At 65.8% G+C, this 20,792-nt stretch carries 24 protein-coding genes; 13 read left to right on the top strand and 11 right to left on the bottom strand.

Going from position 1 to position 20,792, the window contains the following annotated elements; all coding sequences use genetic code 11:
- Positions 1 to 56 precede the first annotated feature (56 nt).
- The 3 genes from L6D89_RS08815 (at position 57) to L6D89_RS08805 (ending at position 2,801) form a co-directional block, all read left to right on the top strand.
- On the top strand, positions 57 to 872 hold the full coding sequence (locus tag L6D89_RS08815) for an AraC family transcriptional regulator (RefSeq protein ID WP_236172838.1): 816 nt from the start codon (positions 57 to 59) through the stop codon (positions 870 to 872).
- A 113-nt stretch (positions 873 to 985) separates the two neighbouring features.
- Positions 986 to 2,407: an NAD(P)/FAD-dependent oxidoreductase gene (locus L6D89_RS08810; protein WP_236172839.1), complete on the top strand. Its 1,422-nt coding sequence runs from the start codon at positions 986 to 988 to the stop codon at positions 2,405 to 2,407.
- Positions 2,408 to 2,453: 46 nt separating this feature from the next.
- On the top strand, positions 2,454 to 2,801 hold the full coding sequence (locus tag L6D89_RS08805; protein WP_236172840.1) for a cupin domain-containing protein: 348 nt from the start codon (positions 2,454 to 2,456) through the stop codon (positions 2,799 to 2,801).
- 134 nt (positions 2,802 to 2,935) lie between these two features.
- On the opposite strand, the gene L6D89_RS08800 is transcribed toward L6D89_RS08805, so the two are convergent.
- The 5 genes from L6D89_RS08800 to L6D89_RS08780 form a co-directional block, all read right to left on the bottom strand.
- Positions 2,936 to 3,703: a crotonase/enoyl-CoA hydratase family protein gene (locus L6D89_RS08800; RefSeq protein ID WP_236172841.1), complete on the bottom strand. Its 768-nt coding sequence runs from the start codon at positions 3,701 to 3,703 to the stop codon at positions 2,936 to 2,938.
- A 124-nt stretch (positions 3,704 to 3,827) separates the two neighbouring features.
- Positions 3,828 to 4,739, bottom strand: a complete 912-nt coding sequence (locus tag L6D89_RS08795) for an SDR family oxidoreductase (protein WP_236172842.1) — start codon at positions 4,737 to 4,739, stop codon at positions 3,828 to 3,830.
- 112 nt (positions 4,740 to 4,851) lie between these two features.
- On the bottom strand, positions 4,852 to 5,145 hold the full coding sequence (locus L6D89_RS08790) for a hypothetical protein (RefSeq protein ID WP_236172843.1): 294 nt from the start codon (positions 5,143 to 5,145) through the stop codon (positions 4,852 to 4,854).
- 99 nt (positions 5,146 to 5,244) lie between these two features.
- Positions 5,245 to 6,123, bottom strand: a complete 879-nt coding sequence (locus tag L6D89_RS08785) for an alpha/beta fold hydrolase (protein ID WP_236199398.1) — start codon at positions 6,121 to 6,123, stop codon at positions 5,245 to 5,247.
- A complete protein-coding gene (locus L6D89_RS08780; protein WP_236199397.1) occupies positions 6,123 to 6,905 on the bottom strand; it encodes a class II aldolase/adducin family protein in 783 nt (260 codons plus the stop codon). Before L6D89_RS08780 ends, L6D89_RS08785 begins: the two co-directional genes overlap by 1 nt.
- A gap of 421 nt (positions 6,906 to 7,326) precedes the next feature.
- On the opposite strand from L6D89_RS08780, the gene L6D89_RS08775 reads away from it, so the two are divergent.
- Complete coding sequence (locus L6D89_RS08775; protein ID WP_236172845.1) at positions 7,327 to 8,040, top strand: WbqC family protein; 714 nt, start codon at positions 7,327 to 7,329, stop codon at positions 8,038 to 8,040.
- A 6-nt stretch (positions 8,041 to 8,046) separates the two neighbouring features.
- Here L6D89_RS08775 and L6D89_RS08770 read toward each other — a convergent pair whose 3' ends face one another.
- Together L6D89_RS08770 and L6D89_RS08765 are read right to left on the bottom strand one after the other, a co-directional pair.
- A complete protein-coding gene (locus L6D89_RS08770; protein WP_236199396.1) occupies positions 8,047 to 8,733 on the bottom strand; it encodes an LrgB family protein in 687 nt (228 codons plus the stop codon).
- Positions 8,720 to 9,097, bottom strand: coding sequence for a CidA/LrgA family protein (locus L6D89_RS08765; RefSeq protein ID WP_236199395.1), 378 nt, complete (start codon positions 9,095 to 9,097; stop codon positions 8,720 to 8,722). The genes L6D89_RS08770 and L6D89_RS08765 overlap by 14 nt, the downstream gene beginning before the upstream one ends.
- 113 nt (positions 9,098 to 9,210) lie before the next feature.
- Between L6D89_RS08765 and L6D89_RS08760 the strand changes: the two genes are divergently transcribed.
- Complete coding sequence (locus L6D89_RS08760) at positions 9,211 to 10,107, top strand: LysR family transcriptional regulator (protein WP_236172847.1); 897 nt, start codon at positions 9,211 to 9,213, stop codon at positions 10,105 to 10,107.
- Between the two features lie 140 nt (positions 10,108 to 10,247).
- Here the strand turns inward: L6D89_RS08760 and L6D89_RS08755 are convergent, their stop codons facing one another.
- Positions 10,248 to 10,718, bottom strand: coding sequence for a cupin domain-containing protein (locus L6D89_RS08755; protein WP_236199394.1), 471 nt, complete (start codon positions 10,716 to 10,718; stop codon positions 10,248 to 10,250).
- Entirely contained in the window at positions 10,718 to 11,173 is a 456-nt protein-coding gene (locus L6D89_RS08750; protein ID WP_236172849.1) for a flavodoxin, read from the bottom strand. The genes L6D89_RS08755 and L6D89_RS08750 overlap by 1 nt, the downstream gene beginning before the upstream one ends.
- A gap of 144 nt (positions 11,174 to 11,317) precedes the next feature.
- Here L6D89_RS08750 and folM point away from each other — a divergent pair, with 144 nt between their 5' ends.
- The 5 genes from folM to L6D89_RS08725 all read left to right on the top strand — a co-directional run bounded on the left by folM (position 11,318) and on the right by L6D89_RS08725 (position 13,807).
- Positions 11,318 to 12,043 carry a dihydromonapterin reductase gene (gene folM, locus L6D89_RS08745; protein ID WP_236199393.1) on the top strand — a complete coding sequence of 242 codons (726 nt, stop codon included), beginning with the start codon at positions 11,318 to 11,320 and terminating at the stop codon, positions 12,041 to 12,043.
- A 32-nt stretch (positions 12,044 to 12,075) separates the two neighbouring features.
- Positions 12,076 to 12,636: a GTP cyclohydrolase I FolE gene (gene folE / locus L6D89_RS08740; protein ID WP_236172851.1), complete on the top strand. Its 561-nt coding sequence runs from the start codon at positions 12,076 to 12,078 to the stop codon at positions 12,634 to 12,636.
- Between the two features lies 1 nt (position 12,637).
- Positions 12,638 to 13,009, top strand: a complete 372-nt coding sequence (gene folX / locus L6D89_RS08735) for a dihydroneopterin triphosphate 2'-epimerase (RefSeq protein WP_236172852.1) — start codon at positions 12,638 to 12,640, stop codon at positions 13,007 to 13,009.
- 135 nt (positions 13,010 to 13,144) lie between these two features.
- Positions 13,145 to 13,456, top strand: coding sequence for a DUF1244 domain-containing protein (locus L6D89_RS08730; RefSeq protein WP_236199392.1), 312 nt, complete (start codon positions 13,145 to 13,147; stop codon positions 13,454 to 13,456).
- 12 nt (positions 13,457 to 13,468) lie between these two features.
- A complete protein-coding gene (locus L6D89_RS08725; protein WP_236172854.1) occupies positions 13,469 to 13,807 on the top strand; it encodes a HopJ type III effector protein in 339 nt (112 codons plus the stop codon).
- Positions 13,808 to 14,091: 284 nt separating this feature from the next.
- Here the strand turns inward: L6D89_RS08725 and L6D89_RS08720 are convergent, their stop codons facing one another.
- Positions 14,092 to 14,544, bottom strand: coding sequence for a BRO-N domain-containing protein (locus L6D89_RS08720; protein ID WP_236199391.1), 453 nt, complete (start codon positions 14,542 to 14,544; stop codon positions 14,092 to 14,094).
- Between the two features lie 840 nt (positions 14,545 to 15,384).
- On the bottom strand, positions 15,385 to 16,329 hold the full coding sequence (gene trxB, locus L6D89_RS08715) for a thioredoxin-disulfide reductase (RefSeq protein WP_236199390.1): 945 nt from the start codon (positions 16,327 to 16,329) through the stop codon (positions 15,385 to 15,387).
- Between the two features lie 423 nt (positions 16,330 to 16,752).
- On the opposite strand from trxB, the gene L6D89_RS08710 reads away from it, so the two are divergent.
- From L6D89_RS08710 to L6D89_RS08700, 3 genes are all read left to right on the top strand, one after another.
- Positions 16,753 to 18,684 carry a sensor domain-containing diguanylate cyclase gene (locus tag L6D89_RS08710; protein ID WP_236199389.1) on the top strand — a complete coding sequence of 644 codons (1,932 nt, stop codon included), beginning with the start codon at positions 16,753 to 16,755 and terminating at the stop codon, positions 18,682 to 18,684.
- Between the two features lie 98 nt (positions 18,685 to 18,782).
- On the top strand, positions 18,783 to 19,523 hold the full coding sequence (cysZ, locus tag L6D89_RS08705; RefSeq protein WP_236172858.1) for a sulfate transporter CysZ: 741 nt from the start codon (positions 18,783 to 18,785) through the stop codon (positions 19,521 to 19,523).
- A 72-nt stretch (positions 19,524 to 19,595) separates the two neighbouring features.
- Positions 19,596 to 20,792: a glycosyltransferase family 4 protein gene (locus L6D89_RS08700; RefSeq protein WP_236199388.1), complete on the top strand. Its 1,197-nt coding sequence runs from the start codon at positions 19,596 to 19,598 to the stop codon at positions 20,790 to 20,792.

The following is a 20,792-nucleotide window of genomic DNA, read 5'->3' as shown; positions in this document are numbered from 1 at the left end:
TGACAACTGCTTTGCCACTACCCGAGAAGCGCGGTCTGGGGCATCCTTAGCCCCCTATGCATGCCATCGACCAACGCCCGACCGACAGCCACCTGACCGAGCAGACCCGCGAGGTCGTGTTGCGCTACCACCAGTGCTGGAAGCATCGCGACCTCGAAGCGGTGCTCGCGCTGTATCACCCGCAGGTGCAGTACAACGACTTCTTCCAGAACCGCACGCTGGGCTACACCGACCTGCGCGACTACGTGCAGGGCACCATGCCCAGCCGCCCGGAAGAGTTCCTCGACCACATCGACCGCATCCGCGTGGACGGCGACACCGCGTTCATCCAGTACCGCATCGCGGTAACCCTCAGCGGCCGCCTGGCGACCTTCCACTCCAGCGAAGCGATCACCGTGCGCGACGGGCTGATCTGGCGCATCAACGAGTACGCCTCGGTCGTGCGCGAAGGCAGCGAAAACCGACCGCAGGCCATCGACCCGCGGCCAGCCACCAGCCGCCTGGGCCTCTCGCCGCGGCAGCTCAGCCAGTTGGCCAGCGACCTGGAAGACTATTTCAGCAAGAGCCAGCCATACCTGGCGCCGGACCTGGACCTGACCCAGGTGGCCACCGCCACGGGCTACACCCGCAACCAGATTTCCTACCTGCTCAACCAGGTGATGGGGCTGAGCTTCTACCAGTACGTCAACCAGACGCGCCTGACCCACCTGCTCAGCCAGCTGCGCCCGCCGCTGCCCTCACGCATCGACGAGCTGGCGTTCTCCGCCGGCTTCAACTCGCTCTCGGCCTTCTACCGCTGCTTCCGCCAGCAGACCGGCCAGTCCCCCCGCGAGTACCTGAAGCGCCTGCGCGAAGAACAGGAACCGGCCTGACCCGCCCCTGCCGGCGGGTACGCGAGCAATCCTCGCGTACCCGCGCGCACGACAGAACCCCGCGCCAAATCTAGGCTTGCCGACATTCCCCCTTCTTCCTTTTGGAGTCGTCTATGTCGGCATGGCGTCATATCAGTCTGTGGATGAACCAACTGGACGATGATCTCGTCCCGCGGTCATCCCTGCAGGGCACCCTGGACGTCGATGTGGCCATCGCCGGCGCCGGTTACACCGGCCTGTGGACCGCCTACTACCTGAAGCTGCGCGCACCGCAGCTGAAGATCGCCATCGTCGAGGCAGAAACCGCCGGCTTTGGCGCCTCCGGTCGCAACGGCGGCTGGCTGATGGGCAACATGCTCGGCGAAGACCGCCTGCTTGCCGGCCTGTCGCCCGAGCAGCGCCGCGCATCCTACGACCTGCTGCACGACATCCCCGATGAAGTGGCCCGCGTGCTCGATCGCGAAGGCATCGATTGCGACTATCGCAAGGCTGGCGTGCTCTACACCGCCGCGCGCTACCCGGAGCAGGAAACCCGCCTGCGCGATTACCTCAAGCACCTGCACAGCGAAGGCCTGACCGAGGACGACTACCGCTGGCTGAGCAAGAGCGAACTGGCCGAACAACTGCGCATTCCCAGTGCGCTGGGCGCCATCCACACCCCGCACTGCGCCACCATCGATCCGGCCAAGCTGGTTCGCGGCCTGGCCCGTGCGGTCGAGCGCCAGGGCACGCCGATCTTCGAAAAGAGCCGGGTCACCCACTGGGCACCGGGTCTGTTGCGCACCGAACAGGGCGAACTGAAAGCGCAATGGGTGGTGCCGGCCATCGAAGGCTACGCCGCCGACCTGCCGCCGCTGGGCAACTACCAGCTACCGGTGCAGAGCCTGCTGGTGGCTACCGAGCCGCTGCCCGAATCGGTCTGGGCGGAGATCGGCCTGGACAAGGGCCAGGCCTTCAGCGAATTCAGTCGCCAGGTCACCTACGGCCAGCGCACCCCGGATAACCGTCTGGCGTTCGGCGCCCGTGGCGGCTACCGCTTCGGCGGCAAGCTGCGCAACGACTTCAGCTTGACCGATGATGAAGTGGAGCTGCGCCGCTACCTGTTCAGCGAACTGTTCCCGCAATTGAAGGACGTGCGCATCACCCACACCTGGGGCGGCAACCTGGGCATGTCGCGGCGCTTCCACCCGCACATGCTGGTGGACCGCCGCAACGGCATCGCCCTCGCCGGCGGCTACGGCGGTGAAGGCGTCGGCGCTACCAACCTGGGCGGCCGCACGCTGGCCGACCTGATCCTCGGCCAGGACAGCGCCCTCACCCGCCAGCCCTGGGTCATCAACGATCGCAGCGTGCAGGACGGCCTGCGCGGCTGGGAACCGGAACCCTGCCGCTGGCTGGGCTACAACGCCATCATCCGCAGCTTCGTTCATGAGGACGATGTGCTGGCCAACCCGAACAGCGCGCCCTGGCGCCGCCGCTTGGCGGAGAAGGTCGCCGCCAGCATGGAAAACCTGATGACCTGGAAGGTCGGCTGAAGCGCCGATTTTCCTCTGAACAACGAGCCCCCCACTGGAGCCCCGTATGAAACTGACCCACCTGAAGAACACCCTGCACGCCGAACTCGGTGAAGCCAACCCGGTGGCCGTGCCCCTGGGCGAGCCGATTTCCGAGACTCGCGTAGAATCCATCGAGCGTCCCGACGGCGTCGAGACCGGCATCTGGGAATGCACCCCCGGCCGCTGGCGCCGGCAGATCGTCGAGCAGGAGTTCTGCCACTTCATCTCCGGCCGCGGCACCTTCACCCCGGACGGTGGCGAGCCGATCGCCTTCCAGGCTGGCGACGCCTTCCTGCTGCCGCAGAACAGCCTGGGCATCTGGGACATCCAGGAAACCACGCGCAAGACCTACGTGATCATCGAGCGCGATTGATCTAGAAGCAGGGAGAGCGATCGCCCCGCCCTGCGCCTCAGCTGTAGGAGCGAGCTTGCTCGCGAACGGATTACCGGCAGCGCCAACGCTGACCGGGATCGCGAGCAAGCTCGCTCCTACAGTCGGAATCCGTATCAGAACTCCCCGTGCCGCCCTTGCCCACCGGCAAAACGCTTCGCTCCTTTCACCGTCTCGCCACTCTCGATCACTGCCATCCCGCCCTGGAACTCGTTGGCCAGCGCCACATCGAATGACAGTTCCCACTGGGCGAACACGCTCGCCCGGTCGGCGAGCATGCAGCGCTGAGGGAATTCGGCGATCTCCCGCGCCAGTTCTTCCGCCGCTTCCAGCGCAGTGCCGCTGGCCACCACGCGGTTGGCCAGGCCCATGGCAAAGGCTTCCTGGGCGCCCACCGGGCGGCCGGTGAGAATCAGGTCCAGCGCCCGCCCCTGGCCGACAATGCGCGGCAAACGCACGGTGCCACCGTCAATCAGCGGCACACCGAAGCGCCGGCAGAACACTCCGCATACCGCGTCCTCGGCCATTACCCGAAGGTCCGCCAGCAACGCCAGCTCCAGCCCCCCAGCCACGGCGTAGCCCTCGATGGCGGCGATCAGCGGCTTGGACAACTGCATCCGGCTCGGCCCCATCGGCGCGTCGCCTTCGGTTTCCAGGCGATTGCGCCGCTCGCCGTCCTCGGCCAGCGCCGCGAGATCGGCGCCCGCGCAGAAAGTCCCGCCGGCGCCGGTCAGCACCGCGACACGGGCCTCCTCGTCCTGCTCGAATTCGCGCAGGGCATCGGCCAGCGCCTGGGCGGTCGGCAGGTCCACGGCGTTACGCACCGCAGGGCGGGCGATGACCAGGGTGGTCACCGCACCGTTCTTCTGGATTATCACGCTCATCGCGAACTCCTCGGGCCTGGAAGCTGAAAAGCGAAGGGCCGGCATTGAGCCGGCCCTTTCACCTTACTGCGTTCACCGCCGTGGAACAGCCCCGCTGGCCGTTCCGCCGGTCAGGCTGGCAGGATCAACCGGCGTATTTCTGCAGGTTGGCCATCATCTCGCGCAGTGCCTCGACGTTGTCCTTGGGATGCACCGCATTCTCGAAGTCGCAGATCTGCGCGAAGTTGGCAGCCACGTCCTCGACGCTGAAGCCCTCGCGCGGATCGAAGCCCACGCCCAGGCTGCGCTCCCAGCGCACCTTGCCAATCCAGCCACCGCCCACTTCGAACAGGCCGGAGGTTTCCTGACAGGCCTCGCTGCCCAGGTACACCACCAGCGGACTGACCAGTTCCGGCTTGAGCGCCTCGAACACCTGCGGCGGGATCAGGCCCTCGGTCATGCGGGTGCCGCCAGTGGGGGCGATGGCGTTGACGAAGATATTGTTCTTGCGCCCTTCGATGGCCAGGTTGCGGGTCAGGCCGTAGAGGCCCAGCTTGGCCATGCCGTAGTTGCTCTGGCCGAAGTTGCCGTAGATGCCGGAGGTGGACGAGGTGAAGATCACCCGGCCGTAGCCCTGCTCGCGCATGAACGGCCAGGCCGCGCGGGTCACCTTGTAGGCACCTTCGACGTGGACCTTGTAGACCAGGTCCCAGTCGGCATCGTCCATCTTGTGGAAGGTCTTGTCGCGCAGGATGCCGGCGTTGTTCACCACCACATCGATGCGGCCGAATTCCTCGACCGCCTGACGGACAATCTTCTCGCCGTCGGTCACCGAGTCGTGGTTGGCAATCGCGGTGCCACCGGCCTCGCGGATTTCAGCGACCACACGGTCGGCCGCCGAGGCGTTGGCGCCTTCACCGTGAGTGCTGCCACCCAGGTCGTTCACCACTACCTTGGCGCCGTGCTTGGCGAACAGCAGGGCATGGGCGCGGCCGATACCGCCGCCGGCTCCGGTTACGATCACGACTTTTCCGTCGAAACGCAGGGCATCACTCATGATTGGGGCTCCAGGCAGGATGATTTTTTCTGGAGTGTCCGGCAGTCACGATCCGGTCACAACCAAGACGACCAAGGCTGAATGGTGCTCGATAAGGCCAGGGGATGATCCTTCAGCGCATCGGCATGTTCAGGTCATCGCGCGGGCCGAGCTTGAACAGCCACCAGTCGTACTCGCTCCAGAACAGCATGAGGCCGAAGGCCGGCAACAGTGCCAGACCGCCCAGGGCGGCGGGCACCCAGTCCTGCGTGAGCCAGGCGTAGTAGCCACCGGCGCCGCAGGCGCCAAACAGCACCAGCAGCACGGGAATGGCCACGAAGACGAAATCCCGGCGCAGGTGCAGCAGCGCCCGATACAGCAGCGAACCCTGCGGCTGGCGGACGGGAATGACGGCTCTGAGTGACATGGCGGCGACCTCTGGCAGAACAAAACCGGGGAAGCTACCGCTGCCACTCAGAGCCGATCTATCAGCCAGTTCCTAATTTGCAGACAGATCGGTCCGTACCTATGGCGCTCGTTCCTGTCGGAATGCCAGGTAGTGCCGTAGCACGTGCTCCGGCGCCTCGACCTGCGGGTAGTGGCCGATGCCAGGTAGCTCAACGGTGTCCGGCCGCGGAATCAACTCGCGGTAGCGCACCACCATGTGCGCGCCGGAGATGGGGTCCTCCGGGCCATCGATCAGGCGCAGCGGCACTGCCGTGCGCTGCATCGCAGCGACCCAGCGCTCACGGTGCTGGCGACGGTCGAGGATGTAGTGGATCAGCCGGTGCATGACGCGCGGCCCGTCGTTGTGGCGGATCAGCTCCCAGAACGCATCCAGTTCCGCTTCGGACGGCTGGGTCTGCGGACCGAATACCTTGGCGAAGTTCTGCGCCAGGCGCCGGCGGTCGAACAGCCGGCCGAACAGCGAACCGAACGGGCTGAGCAGCAGCTTCTGCGAGAGCACCGCGCGATGGGTCTCAGGGAACAGCCCGCCATTGAGGAAGGCCAGCGAAGCCAGCTTGAAAGCACCCTCCTCGTGCCGCGCCAGCAGCTCCTGGCCGACACTGTTGCCGTAGTCGTGCACCAGCAGGTGGACCGACTCGCGCACACCCAGGTGCTCCAGCAACGCCTGCTGCAGGTCGGCCTGTTCGAGGATGCGGTAGTCATGGCCCCTGGGTTTGGCAGAGTCGCCGAAGCCGAGCATGTCGCAGGCGATAACCCGGTAGCGCTCGGCCAGTGGCTGCCAGAGCAAATGCCAGTCCCAGGACGCCGTGGGGAATCCGTGGATCAACAACAGCGGAGCACCGCTGCCGGCGCTCCAGTAGCGTATGGCGTGCCCACGGAAGGTGAAGTCGCTGCCCTGCGCGCGCCAGTCGCGCAGGGCGATGCCGGCCTGCGCCATCAATCGCGGTAGCCGGGGTTCTGCAGGTCGAGCTTGCGCAGCAGCGCCGGCCACGCCAGCGCACCGCCCATGCCCTGCTTGCTCTTGGTCACGGCAGCGGCCATGGCACGGGCGCCATCGAGGATCTGCTGCGGAATCATGATCAGCTCAGCGCCGCCGCCCTGGGCCAGCACCTGGATCTCGCAGGCGCGCTGCAGGGTGAACATCATCAGGAAGGTGTCGGCGATGGTCGCGGAGCAGGTCAGCAGGCCATGGTTGGGCAGGATCATGAAGTTGGCTTCGCCCAGGTCAGCCTGCAGGCGCGCCTTCTCGTCATGGTTCAGCGCCACGCCCTCGTAGCCGTGATAGGCCAGGCTGGAGAGGACGAACAACGACTGCTGGGAGATCGGCAGCAGGCCCTGCTTCTGCGCCGACACCGCGATACCGGCGGCGGTGTGGGTGTGCAGGACGCAGGCGACGTCGTGACGGACATCGTGGATGGCGCTGTGGATGGTGTAGCCGGCCGGGTTGATGTCGTAGGGGCTGTCCATCAGCTTCTTGCCCGAGGCATCCACCTTCACCAGGCTCGATGCGGTGATCTCGTGGAACATCATGCCGTAGGGGTTGATCAGGAAGTCCTCGGTGCCGGGGACCTTGGCCGAGATGTGGGTGAAGATCAGGTCGTCCCAGCCCTGCAGGGCGATCAGTCGGTAACAGGCGGCGAGGTCGACGCGGGTCTGCCATTCGGCGGCGGAGACCTCGTCCTTGACGTTCACGGTGGGCAGCGGATGAGCGGCGTGCATGGTCGGTAGCCTCTTCGTTGTTGTTGTTCGATGGCGCAGTCTAGTCAGCGCGGCGGGATATCGACTGTCACGGAACTGACAGTTGCCTCTGGCAGTGTCTGGCGAATGTTTCCCCATAACCGAGGGCTAATGAACTCGCTTGCGTGACGCCTTGCGCGACCTATAGTGGGGGCAATCACCTCCCTCGACGCCGGCACAGCCCGGCGCAGCGGTGACTCCTGCAAAGGCGCTATCCAGACGCTGCGGCAGCCCGCTCGCAGGTCAGGGCTGGCGGAAGCGTGCCCATTTCTCAGCCTGCCCCCGGCGCCCTTCCGGGCGCTTCCGCTCCACCTGGAAACATTTCGCAATATCTTTCGCACCATTCGGGAGTAGTACCCGGGAGTCGGGAGGAGACTCCAGTTCGGCCAACGAGGCAGCCGACGTGAAACGAACCGCCATCATGCAGCCCTACTTCTTTCCTTACCTGGGCTACTTCAGCCTGATCAAGCACACCGATCTGTTTGTCCTGTTCGACACCGTGCAGTACATCCACCACGGCTGGATCGAGCGCAACCGCATCCTCAAGCAGCAGGACGGCTGGCTGTATATCCGCGTGCCGCGGATCAAGCACCACCGCGAGACGCTGATCAAGGACGTGCGCCTGGACAATCGCCAGGACTGGCGGCGCAGCCTGTTCTCGCAGCTCGACGTGTACCGCAAGGTCGCGCCGTACTATCGCGACGTGCGGGAGATGATCGCCGCCTCGCTGGATCATCCCTTCGAGGACATCGTTTCGCTGAACAAGACCACCCTGGAAGCCACCTGCGCCTACCTTGGCTTTCCACGGCAAATGCCGGTGCTCTCGCGCATGCAGCTGCCGATGGAGCGGCCGACCGCACCGGACGAATGGGCGCTGAACATCTGCAAGGCACTCGGCGGCGTCGAGGAGTACTGGAACCCGCCTGGCGGGCAGAGCTTCTTCGACCGCGGCAAGTACGAGGCAGCCGGGCTCACGCTACGTTTCCAGGAGCCCAAGCTGGTGCCCTACGAACAGAAGCGCCCGACCTTCGAGGCGGGGCTTTCGATCATCGACGTGATGATGTTCAACTCCCCCGCCGACACCTCGCGCATGCTCGATGCCTATGAGCTGAGCTGATCGCCGTTACAGGCACCAGGCCAGGACCGGGGCCATCAGCAGGTTGAACAGCCCGGTCAGCACCATCAGCAGCCCCGCCGCCGAACCTTCCTCACCGCCGAACTCGTAAGCCCGACTGGTGCCCGCGCCGTGCGCGCCGACGCCCAGCAGCGCGCCGCGGGCCAGGGCGGAGCGCAGGTGCAGCATCTTCATCAGCACACCGCCGATCAGCGCGCCGAACACCCCGGTGATCATCACGAAGGCCGCGGTCAGCGCCGGCACACCGCCCAGGTCGTGGGACATTTCCATGGCGAAGGGCGTGGTGATCGAGCGCGGAATCAGCGACAGGGTCACCTGGCCGTCCAGCGCCAGCGCGTGGGCCAGCGCCCAGGAGCTGCCGATGGCCATGGCCGAACCAGCCAGCATGCCGGTCAGCAGCGCGGGCCAGTGGCGCGCCAGCAAGGCACGCTGCTGCCAGATCGGGATGGCGAAGGCCACGGTCGCCGGGCCGAGCAGCGCCACCAGCCAACTGGTGTCACGGGCGTAGTCGGCGTAGCGCGCCTGCATCGGGATCGCCAGGGCAAACAGCAACACCGGCACGAAGACGATGGGCGACAACCAGTACTGCTGGAAACGGCGGTAGAGGGTACGGCTGAGCAGGTAGCCGCCCAGGGTGACGGCCAACCAGAACAGGGCTTGCTTATCGAGGCTCATGGCGCGATCTCCAGCGGCACATCCATTCAACCGCCAGGGCGGTGGACAGCATCACCAGCACGGTGCTGGCAGTAATCACCAGCAGAATCTTCCAGCCCTCGCTGCGCAGCAGCGGGCCGTAGTCCAGCAGGCTCATCAGCGCGGGAATGAAGAACAGCAGCATCTCCGCCAACAGCAAGCCGGCGCCGCCCTGCAACAGCGCCGGGCGGATCACCCCGCCGGCAAACAGCACCAGCAGCAGCGCCAGGCCGATCACCCCGCCCGGCAGCGGCAGGCCGGTGAGCGTGGCGATCCAGCCGCCAAGCCACCAGAAGGCAACCAGGACGGCGAGTTCGAAAATCAGGCGGGCGGCGCGGCGGAACATGGCGGCGATCTCGAGGCGTTGAGCGGGATGAAAAATCGGTTGGGAATGGCGCAAAGCCTACTCCCGCGCCTATCATCCCCAAAGCGAATAGATCGAATCGGAGCCATTCCAGAATGGAATTCAAGCAATTGCGCACCTTCGCCGAAGTCGTGCGCCACGGCAGTTTCACCCAGGCGGCGGTGCACCTGAACGCCAGCCAGTCCGCCGTGAGCAAGCAGGTCGCCCAGCTGGAGCAGAGTCTGCGCGTGCAACTGCTGGAGCGCAGCGGCCCGCACATCCGCCTGACCGCCGCTGGCGAAGTGGTGCTGCGCCGCGCCGAGGATATGCTGCGCCTGCGCCGCGAACTGCACACGGAGCTGGACGACCTGACTCACCTGCACCGTGGCGAACTGCGCCTGGGCCTGCCGCTGCTGGGCGCCGACGCGCTGTTTGCCGGGCGCTTCGCCGAATACCGGCGGCGCTACCCGAACATCGACGTGCACCTGATCGAGGGCGGCAGCAAGACCATGGAGGAAATGGTCCGTAGCGGCGAACTGGAACTGGGTGGCGGCCTCACGCCGGACGAGCCCGGGTTCGACTGGCAGCCCTTCTGCAACGAGCCCCTGGACGTCCTATTGCCGGCAGATCATCCGCTGGCAACGCGGGAAAGCCTGGAACTGGTGGAACTGTCCGACACGCCCTTCCTGCTCTACCAGCAGAGTTTCACCCTCAACGACCGCCTGTTGCGCGCCTGCCGCGAGGCTGGCTTCGAGCCGAAGGAAGGCGGCCGCAGCGGCCAGGCGGACTTCCTGGGTGCGCTGGTAGCCGCCGGGCAAGGCGCGGTGCTGCTGCCCCGCGTGGTGGCGAAGGACCTGGAGCGGCCGGGGCTGGTTCGTGTGCTGCTGAGCCAGCCGGACCTGCGCTGGGACATCAGCTTCATCTGGCGGCGCGACGCCTATCTGTCGAATGCGGCAAAAGCCTGGCTGGCCTTGATGGTCGAGATGCCGCTGCATGCAACCGGCATGGCTTGACCCGTGCAGGTGTATCCACCATTACCCGGTTATCGGGAATGGGCTCTGAGTAGGATGGCGTGGAGCGAAGCGATACCCATCGAGCAGGCCGGAGAGCACGTTGATGGGTATCGCAAGCTCCACCCATCCTACGAGACGCTTCAGAGCAGTTCGGGAAAATCGCCGGCCAGCTTCGACCAATCCCGCTGCGCCTCCGCATCGTCAGCCAGCAGGCGGAAGCCGGCGAACTCGAACGCGGGGGACACGGTGCATCCCACCAGCACGTAGTCGCCCAGGCAGCGCGCCGCTTGCCAGGCATGGGCCGGCACGGCACGTTGCGGCAGGCTGCCCTCGCCCACCGGGCCAAGGGTTTCGCAGCGCACGGCAACATCCGGGCGCTCGGCGATCAGCAATTCCAGCGCCGAGCCCTCGTGGAAGTGCCAGAGTTCGTCGGCATCCACCCGATGCCAGCGGCTGACGGTGCCGGCCGGCAGGAGGAAGAGGATGGCCGACGATTGCGGCCGGCCATCGGCGCCCGACAGGCTGGACTCGAACACCCGCCGGTAGAAGCCACCCTCGGGATGCGGGGCAAGCTGCAGGGTGTCGATCAGGAAGCGGGCGCGCGGGTGCATCAGGCCTTCAGCGCGGCGATGAAGTCGGCCAGCCACGGCTCGGAGTCGGTCTCCTGGTCCACCGTTTCGCTGCCGTCCAGGCGCAGCATCGGCAGCACTTCCTGCACGCCCAGTTCGGCGTACAGCTCGCGCACCTGCTCGCCACCACCGCAGTAGGTGTCGCCGTAGCTGGAGTCACCCAGCGCCAGCACCGCACCCGGCAGACCGCGCCAGGCGGCGGGCAGGCGGTCACGGATGGCGTGGAACAGTGGCTGGAAGCTGTCGGGCAGGTCGCCCATGCCAGTCGTCGCGGTCACCACCAGCAGAGCCTCGGGAGCGAATTCGAGCATGGCGTCCAGAGTGGCGCGCGGGTCATACCAGGCTTCGAAGCCGGCGGCCTCGAGCAGGCGCTTGGCGTGGCGCGCGACTTCTTCGGCGGTGCCATAGACCGATCCGGACAGGATGGCGACTTTCATGTTCACTCCCACAAGGCAAGACAAGGCCGCCCATTATGCCCCATCCGTGTCGCGCCGCGCCGGGGCTGGTATAGTTTTGCCCTACCCGGCCGCTAGGACATTGTCCGCCGCGGCACTTCCCCAGTGGACCTTCGCGAGGCGCGCATGGGCCAGACCCCAGCCCCCATCCTGATCACCGGCGCCAGCCAGCGCATCGGCCTGCATTGCGCGAAACGCCTGCTGCAGGAAGGCCAGCCAGTCATCGCGACCTATCGCCAGGAAAAGCCCGGCATCGCCGAGCTGCGCGAACTCGGCGCCACCTGCCTGCACGCCGAACTGGCCGATGAAGCCGGCATCCTCGCCTTCATCGACGCGCTGAAGTCCCACACCGACCGGCTGCGCGCGATCGTCCACAACGCCTCGGCGTGGATCGCCGAACAGCCCGGTGGCGATGCGCAGGCTTTCGAAGCACTGTTCCGCGTGCACATGCTCGCGCCCTACCTGATCAACCTGCGCTGCAGCGAACTGCTCGAACGCGACGCCGCCGAGCGCGGCGCCCCGGCGGACATCATCCACCTCTCCGACGACGTCGCCCGCAAGGGCAGCGCCAACCGCATCGCCTACTGCGCCAGCAAGGCCGGCCTGGACAACCTCACCTTGTCCTTCGCCGCCAGCCTCGCACCGCGCATCAAGGTCAACGGCATCGCGCCGGCACTGATCATGTTCAATCCCGGCGACGACGCCGAGTACCGCGCCCGCACCCTGGCGAAATCCGCCATGGGCATCGAGCCCGGCCCGGACGTGATCTACCAGAGCGTGCGCTACCTGCTCGACAGCCCCTACGTGACCGGCACCACCCTCACCGTCAACGGCGGCCGGCACCTGAAATGACCCGCCCGGCGCGGGCGCGAGGAACTCCCACCATGATCGAAGACCTGTCTCGCCACTACCGTGAGATTCTCCTGGGGCTCGGCGAAGACCCGACCCGCGAAGGCCTGCTGGACACGCCCAAGCGCGCGGCCAAGGCCATGCAGTACCTCTGCCACGGCTACGGGCAGACGCTGGACGAGATCGTCAACGGCGCGCTGTTCGCCTCGGACAACGACGAGATGGTCATCGTCAAGGACATCGAGCTCTACTCGCTGTGCGAACATCACCTGCTGCCCTTCATCGGCAAGGCCCATGTGGCGTACATTCCCACCGGCAAGGTGCTGGGCCTGTCGAAGGTGGCGCGCATCGTCGACATGTTCGCGCGCCGCCTGCAGATCCAGGAGAGCCTGACCCGGCAGATCGCCGAGGCGGTCCAGCAGGTCACCAGCGCTGCCGGCGTGGCGGTGGTGATCGAGGCGCAGCACATGTGCATGATGATGCGCGGCGTGGAGAAGCAGAACTCGGTGATGAACACCTCGGTGATGCTCGGTGCCTTCCGCGAATCGACCAATACCCGCCAGGAATTCCTGCAACTGATCGGACGGAGCAAGTGAAATGACGCAACTGCAGCCGGGCATGGCGCGAATCCGGGTCAAGGATCTGCGCGTGCGCACCTACATCGGCATCAAGGAGGAGGAAATCCTCAACAAGCAGGATGTGTTGATCAACCTCACCATCCTCTACCCCGCCGGCGATGCGGTGCAGGTCAACGACATCGACCACGCGCTGAACTACCGCACCATCACCAAGGCGATCATCGCCCACGTCGAGGAGAACCGCTTCGCCCTGCTCGAGCGCCTGACCCAGGAACTGCTCGATCTGGTGATGGCCAATCCGGCCGTGCACTACGCCGAAGTGGAAGTGGACAAGCCCCACGCCCTGCGCTTCGCCGAGTCGGTATCGATCGCCCTGGCGGCCCGACGCTGAGCGCGAAACAGCCCTGCCGCCAGCCTGCACGAGCGTGCCAGCCGGCCAATGGGCGTTGCTGGCAGATCGCCCGCCTCTTAGAATCTCGCCAGCCCCGCCATGCGCCTCCGCTGCGCCCTTGTTGAGAGACCTGCCATGACCGAGCCGATGAACCTGACCGACGAGCAGCGCACGGAGCTTGAAGCCGCCGCGTTCCGCACCCTGGTCCAGCACCTGCGTACCCGCAAGGATGTGCAGAACATCGATCTGATGAATCTTGCCGGGTTCTGCCGCAACTGCCTGTCCAAATGGTACAAGGCTGCCGCGGACGACATGGGCCTGGCGGTCAGCCCGGACCAGGCCCGCGAAGAGATCTACGGCATGCCTTACGCCGAATGGAAGGCCAAGCACCAGACGGAAGCGACCCCTGCCCAGCAGTCGGCCTTCGATAACGCGAAGAAACACTAAGAGTTTGCCTTGATGACCCTCAACGATTTCCGCTCGCGCCTGCGCAGCGAGCAGCACCTGTTCACCGATACCCTGGCGTACATCGCCGAGCACTACAGCTACACCCCCAGCGCCTTCAGCAACGGCAGCGTGGAGAACCCCGCCGGACAGAACGAAGGTTCCTGCAAGACCCTGGGCTTCGCCATTCTCGAAGGCCTGAGCCAGGAAGAGTCGCTGCTGGCGTTCGGCGAGCACTACCGCGCCGTGCGTGACAACCCCGAAGGCACCGACCACGCCAACATCCGCGCCCTGCAGAGCACCGGCCTGGCCGGCGTCAACTTCGAGCGCCAACCCCTGTCGCGCCGCGGCTGAGGTTTCCTGCTCGATGAAAAAGCCCCGCCGATGCGGGGCTTTTTCTTGGGCGAACAGTTGGAAGGAGCGGACCTTGTCCGCGAATGCACCGCGGCCAAGTTCACCCGTCCCGGGAAACTCCGGCGGGTTGCCTCCGCGTAGGAGCGGACTTCGTCCGCGATATGCCCGCCTCGCGCCGGGCTTTCCCGAAAACCCCCTCTTGCACCCAATGCTCCCCTCTCCCGCGTGCGGGAGAGGGTTAGGGGCTCTTGATTGGGCGAGTTTTGCTCGCGATGCCCTTGCAACTAGTCCAACCGCCCAATCACCGGCACATCATCGAACGGGACCCACAACCGCCCGTGCCACTCCAGCACGCCCAGGTGCTGATCCGCCCAACTCAACTGCCGTTCGCGCGGCCGTAATTGCGGATGCTCCGCGCTGCGCAACGCCGGCACCACCTGGCGATTGAGCCAGTGCCGAACAGAGCGGTTTTCCGGATGAAAGTGGAAGATCAACGCCGCATAAGCGCCGGACTCGCTGACCAGCAATGCCTCTTCATATTCGCCATGGCCGTTGCGCACCCAAGAGGTTTGCAACTGGTCGGCGTCGAGGCTGTTGTGCAGGCGCTCGTTGAGCGGGCGGTTGATGAGGCGGCCTAGGTCACTGACGCAGAACCAGGGCTCATCGTCGAGCAGGAAGGCGCGCAACTGACGGCGATGACGGATGAAGGTGGCGGGGATGAGGATCTCGTTATCCATGGCGGACCTCATGTTGGACACGCCTTGATGAAATCCCAAAGGCCTGGGACTGGGTCTGTTTGTGCATTCGAAATACCTACTCATTCGTTCATGCTCCGCCCCCTGTTCAGAGGGGCGACCAGGTGCTTGAACACGGCAGTAGGACCGCCCGCAGATTTCCCCTTTCGGGTGTTTTATGGCTGCGCGCCACCCGGCCATAGCAATTGCTACAGCAGCAAGAACAACCGCATTGTCGGGTGGCGGCAGACCGCCTACTGGGTGTGTTCAGCACCGTCCGCCAAGGTACTGAGTCGACCCAGCAGCCGTTAGCCCTACCGACGCGGTTTGGGATGATACGGAAACGTCGCACGCAAAATTGCGGCACTAGTTCATAGGAACGCGGTTCGGACGCCGGCAAAGCCTCGCAACTCACTTCCTGGTATCTGTAGGAGCAAGCTTGCTCGGGAACCGCACCCTGCCACCGCTCCCCGGAAAACGCTGTCGTAGGATGGCGTGGAGCGCAGCGATACCCATCGATTCCGATGCACCGACAGCATGGGTATCGCAAGCTCCACCCATCCTACCTGCGTGGTTCTGCCTGGCCTCGGCGCGGGTGGAAACCCCGAACGAAACACCAAACCCGCAGGAGCGCGCCATGCGCGCGAACCGCCGTCAAGGCCAGAGTCCGGCAATACGCAGGGCGCATAACCCGGAACGGATTATCCGCCGATGCCGCTATCAGCGAACCTGCAAGGCACGGTGCCAAGCGGTTCGCGAGCAAGCTCGCTCCTACGAAAAGCACCGGACAGAAAAAGGCCCCGCAAAGCGGGGCCCCTTCCTGCACGCCGGCTCTTCGGGCCGTTACAGGGAGTCCAGGTAGCGCTCGACGTCCAGCGCGGCCATGCAGCCGGCGCCGGCCGAGGTGATGGCCTGGCGGTAGACATGGTCAGCCACGTCGCCGGCGGCGAACACGCCGGGGATGCTGGTCGCCGTGGCATTGCCTTCGCGACCGCCGTTGACCACCAGGTAGCCGTCCTTCAATTCAAGCTGGCCCTCGAACAACGAGGTGTTCGGTGTGTGGCCGATGGCGACGAACAGGCCGTCCACCTTCAGCTCGGACGCTTCGCCAGCGTTGTGGCGCAGGCGCACACCAGTGACGCCCATGTCATCGCCCAGCACTTCTTCCACCTGGGCGTTCAGGCGCAGCTCAATCTTGCCTTCGGCGACGCGGGCTCGCAGCTTGTCCTGCAAGATCTTCTCGGAACGGAAGCTGTCGCGGCGGTGCACCAGGGTCACCTTGCTGGCGATATTGGCCAGGTACAGCGCCTCTTCCACGGCGGTGTTGCCACCGCCCACCACCGCGACTTCGCGGTTGCGGTAGAAGAAGCCATCGCAGGTGGCGCAGGCGGACACGCCCTTGCCCATGAACGCCTCTTCCGACGGCAGGCCCAGATAACGCGCGCTGGCGCCGGTGGCGATGATCAGCGCATCCGCCGTGTAGGTGCCGCTGTCGCCCTTGAGCACGAACGGCTTGCCGGCCAGGTCGACGGCGTGGATGTGGTCGAAGACAATTTCAGTCTCGAATCGCTCGGCGTGCTCCTGCATGCGCTGCATCAGCGCCGGGCCGGTCAGGCCATGGGGGTCGCCCGGCCAGTTATCCACTTCGGTGGTGGTGGTCAGTTGGCCGCCGGCCTGCATGCCGGTGATCAGCAGCGGCTTGAGGTTGGCGCGGGCGGCGTAGACCGCGGCGCTGTAACCCGCAGGCCCCGAACCCAGAATGATGACGCGCGCGTGACGATCGGACATGACAGCCTCCAGTGCTCGGGTGAAGAGCGGGATGCAAAAGAAAAGGGAGCTGCCAAAGCACCAGGGGGAAGGTTGGGAGGGCGGCAGCTCCACGGAAAGGTTTCTTGCGCGGACCGCACGGCCCGGAGACTGTGGGCAATGCGGTGTGACCTGAGTCACGCTTCGCATTGTCCCGCAGAACTCCGGAAAACCCTTGAGATAAGTCAGGGATTTCCGCAGTCGTCCTGCGCCCCCTGAGCCAAGTCAGGGAGCCCCGGATCGACCCTCGAACTCGTTCGATACCAGATGGCGCGCAGCTTACCGCCGCCGCCGCGTCCTGCTGAAATGCCCAATCTCAATGCCCTTCATAGGCTGGCCCTATGCAACAGGCACGCACTGCACCTGTGTCTAGACTCAAGCAAACCAGAGGTCACTCGTACCACCATGAACCTTCGCGCCCGCCTGCTTTGGTTGTGCCTGCCCCTGTTCATCGCGAGCCTCGCAGGGGTCTGGCTGCTGTCGGACATGATTCTGCTCGACCGCTTCGACCGCGGGGACCGCCAGCACCTCGCCGATGAGGTGCGCATCGTCCACAACCGCGTCGCCTACGAGAAACAGCGCAACCTCGACATCGTCCACAGCTACGCCTGGTGGGACGCCAGCTACCAGTTCATGCGCCTGCCGCAGGCGCGCTTCATCGAGGACAATCTCGACCAGGACCTGCTGGGCATCCTCGGCTTCGACTATGTCCTGTTCGTCGACCGCGACGGGCACATCGTCGCCCAGCAATGGAAGCTCGACGAGCTGGCCGCGCGCTTCCCCGGCCAGCAGGTGCCCGACACCAAGCGCCTGCGCGACGGCATCCTGCGCACCGCACTGGAGCTGGGTGCCCTGGATATCGATGGCGACCCGCGCCACAGCCTCGATCAACTGCTGCAGATCGAAGGCGTGCCGCAGTTGCTGCTCAGCTACCCCATCAGCAATACCGCAGGCACCGCCGAACCGGCCGGGGTGGTCATCGCCGGCGTACTGCTCGACAGCGCGCGCATGTACAACCTGCAGACGCAGATGGGCGCGAGCCTGCGCCTGGCCCAGGACCCGGTGCAGGGCAAGGACTGGCGCACCCTGAACATCCCCACCGGGCGCGGCGCCACGCTGCTCAGCCCGCGACACCTGCTCGACGAGAACAGCCAGCAGATGTCGCTGCTCTATCTCGACTCCCGCGGCCGGCCGCAACTGCGCCTGGAACTGAGCAGTCCCCGACCGCTGTACCAGCAGGGCCAGCAATCGGTGCGCCTGTTCCTCTACCTGACCCTGGCCCTGCTCGGCGGCGCCATCCTGCTCGCCTATGTGGCCCTGGAATTCCGCATCATCCGCCGCGTCACCCGGATGAATCGCGAAGTAGCGGTGATCGGCCAGGACCGGACCGCTTCGCGCCTGAGCCCCCAGGGCACGGACGAGCTGGGCCAACTGGCCAGTGAGATGAACCGCACCCTGGACCGCCTAGAACAAAGCGAGGCGCGCGACCGGGCAATCCTCGACGCGATCCGCGATGGCTACTTCGAGATGGATACGACGGGCCGCATCGGCACCGTCAACCCGGCGCTGTGCCGAATGCTCGGCCGCGCCAGCGCGGAACTCAACGGCCGGCACTTCAGCATCCTGCTGCAGGAGGAGGACTACCATCGTGCCCAGGGCCTCTACGACAAGGTGCGCAACGATGAGCAGGAAACCACCTTCTCGGCGCCGTTCAGGCACGGCGATGGCCACCTCGTCAATTGCGAGACGCGCCTCTCGGCGATCCGTGACGCCCAGGGCGAACTCCAGGGATTGCGCGGCATCCTGCGCGACATCAGCGACCAGGTGGCCTATCAGAAACAGCTCATCGACCTGGCCTACCGCGACGCCCTGACCGGCCTGGGCAACCGCAAGGCATTCAACGAACAACTGCAGCACGCCGTGGCGCATTGCAGCCGCGTGGCACTGCTGTACATCGACCTGGACCGCTTCAAGCAGGTCAATGACCGCTTCGGCCATGCCATCGGCGACGCCTTGCTCGGTACCGTCGGCGAGCGCATGCGCAGCAGCCTGCGCCAACCGGACCAGGCCTTCCGCCTGGGCGGCGACGAATTCGCCGTGCTGCTGAACAACGCCGAGCCGGAGCAGGCCGAGGCCCTTGGCGCACGCCTGCTGTCGGTACTGGGAACTGCCTATCACCTGGGCGGCCAGTTGATCGACTTCGTCACCCCGAGCATCGGCATCGCCTTCTACCCGCAGGATGCCGCCGCTGCCGACGCCCTGACCCGCGCCGCCGACATCGCCATGTACCAGGCCAAGCAGGAGCGCAACCGCTGTTACCGCTATACGCCTGGCTGATTGCCAGGCTGCGCTCCACATACCCGGCAAAACAGACGGCTCGCCGCGCCTTTGCCGGGTCTGCTAAGGTCGCCTACGGTTCAACCCTGGAGATGCCGATGTCCACCCTGAGCGGCCCGCAATACCTCAGCGAAGGCCTGAAACTGATGATGCGCCCCGGCCTGCGGCTGTTCGTCCTGCTGCCCCTGAGCATCAACATCCTGCTGTTCGTCGGCCTGATCGGCTTCGCCATCAACCAGTTCAGCCACTGGGTCGATTGGCTGATGCCGACCCTGCCGGAGTGGCTGAGCTTCCTGCAGTTCATCCTCTGGCCGCTGTTCGTCGCGCTGGTGCTGCTGATCGTGTTCTTCACCTTCACCATGCTCGCTAACATCATCGCCGCGCCCTTCAACGGCTTCCTCGCAGAGAAGGTCGAAGTCGTGGTGCGCGGCACCGACGACTTCCCCGAGTTCAGCTGGGGCGAGCTGATGGCCATGGTGCCGCGCACCATCGGCCGCGAGTTGCGCAAGCTCGGCTACTTCCTGCCGCGCGCCATCGCGCTGTTCATCCTCAGCCTGATCCCCGGCCTGAACCTGATCGCCGCACCGCTGTGGCTGATTTTCGGCGTGTGGATGATGGCCGTGCAGTACATCGACTACCCGGCCGACAACCACAAGCTGGGCTGGAACGAGATGCTCGCCTGGCTGCGCAGCAAGCGCTGGGCCTGCATGGGCTTTGGCGGCATCACCTACCTCGCGCTGCTGATCCCGGTGGTCAACCTGGTCGCCATGCCCGCCGCCGTGGCTGGAGCGGTGCTGTTCTGGGTACGCGAAGGCGGCGAGAAAGCACTGGTGAAGTAACGCACGGCGGCTGTCACCTATCGATCATCGCTTTGTCATCGGCGCGCCACCGCGCGCCGGGACACTGCGAGCATGACCACGACTCCCCTGCGCATTGCGCTGATCAGCGAAACCTTTCCGCCGGAAATCAACGGCGTTGCCAACACCCTCGGGCGCCTGGCCTCGGGGCTGTTGCGCCTCGGGCACCAGATCCAGATAGTTCGCCCGCGCCAGCAGGGCGACGATGACCGTCACAGCGACGCCGAACTGGTCCTCACCCGTGGCTGGCCGCTGCCCGGCTACCCTGGCCTGCAATGGGGCCAATCGTGCCTGCACAAGCTGTTGCGCCACTGGCAGCGCATCCGCCCGGACGTGCTCTACATCGCCACCGAAGGCCCGCTCGGGCTTGCCGCCCTGCGCGCTGCGCGGCGCCTGCGAATTCCGGTGATCAGCGGCTTCCATACCAATTTCCAGCAGTACAGCGCGCACTACGGCTTCGGCCCGCTGATGCGCCTGGTGACCCTGTACCTGCGCTGGTTCCACAACCGCACCCAGCAGACCCTGGTGCCCAGCGCCAGCCAGTCCATGGAGTTGCAACGGCGCGGCTTCGAGCGCCTGGCGCAGCTTGCGCGCGGCGTCGACAGCCAACTTTTCAACCCCGCCCGCCGCGATGAAGCGCTGCGCCGCGAATGGGGCCTGGGCGAGCGCGACATCGCGGTGCTGCACGTCGGCCGGCTGGCGGCGGAGAAGAACCTGTCGCTGCTGGGCAGCAGCTTCCGCGCCCTGTGCGCAGCACATCCGCAGCTCAAGCTGCGCCTGGTGATAGTCGGCGACGGCCCGCAACGCGCGCACTTGCAGAAGGAACTGCCCGAAGCGCTGTTCTGCGGCCTGCGGCGTGGCGAGGAGCTGGCCCGCCACTACGCCAGCGGCGACCTGTTCCTGTTTCCCAGCCTGTCGGAAACCTTCGGCAATGTGGTGCTGGAGGCACTGGCCTCAGGGCTGGCGGTGGTGGCCTTCGACCAGGCCGCGGCCGGCCAGCATATTCGCCACGGGCACAACGGCGTGCTCGGCGTGCCGGGCGAGAACCAGAGTTTCTTCGATGCGGCGAGCTGGTTGCTGGCCGACCCGGAACGCCTGCGCCGGGTGCGCCTCAACGCGCGCCACCACGCCATCCATCAGGCGTGGGACACGGTGGTCGAGCGTTTCGAAGGGTATCTGCAGGAAGCCTGTCGCACGGCCCTGCCGGGGAAGCACCCCGGCGGCCTGGGACATCCCGAAGCCCACAAATAG

This window comes from Pseudomonas pseudonitroreducens, assembly GCF_021603645.1.
Taxonomy (GTDB): Bacteria; Pseudomonadota; Gammaproteobacteria; order Pseudomonadales; family Pseudomonadaceae; genus Pseudomonas; species Pseudomonas pseudonitroreducens.
The sequence above is the reverse complement of the archived record's forward strand: the minus strand, read 5'-3'. Positions and strand labels throughout refer to the sequence as shown.